This is a genomic window from Melaminivora alkalimesophila, assembly GCF_000282995.1.
GTDB classification, from domain to species: Bacteria; Pseudomonadota; Gammaproteobacteria; order Burkholderiales; family Burkholderiaceae_C; genus Melaminivora; species Melaminivora alkalimesophila.
Window position 1 is genome coordinate 1 of sequence record NZ_ALEE01000470.1, and the last position, 391, is coordinate 391.

Sequence of the window (391 nt, forward strand, 5' to 3'; positions counted from 1 at the left end):
GCAGCCGCGGTGGCTACGGCGGCGGCAACGGCGGCGGCTACTGAGCCGAGCCCGGCCGGCCTCGTGCCGGCTGCGAGCGCTCCAGAAAAAAGCTCCTTTCAGGAGCTTTTTTCTTGTCCGGGGCTTCGCGCGCCCCATGCCGGGCGCTCAGCGCCGCGCAGCGCGCTGCGGCGCCGCTGCCAGCACGCCGCGCACCCGGCCCTGCAGCTGCAGCACCTGCTCCAGGTGGTCGTACTCCAGTCGATCGGCGGTGAACACATCGGCGCCGCGGCGCAGCGTCACCGGCTGGTCGGAGCGCACGCGCTCCTCGCGCACCCAGGCGTGCAGGAACTCACCCTCGAACTCCATGCGCGGCGGCGGCGCGGCGCCGGGCCGCGGCGCGCCCTCGCGC

At 75.2% G+C, this 391-nt stretch carries 1 protein-coding gene; it reads right to left on the reverse strand.

Going from position 1 to position 391, the window contains the following annotated elements:
• Positions 1 to 147 precede the first annotated feature (147 nt).
• The coding region (gene lptC / locus A612_RS09120) for an LPS export ABC transporter periplasmic protein LptC (RefSeq protein WP_019374189.1) at positions 148 to 391 on the reverse strand (244 nt) is incomplete at its 5' end.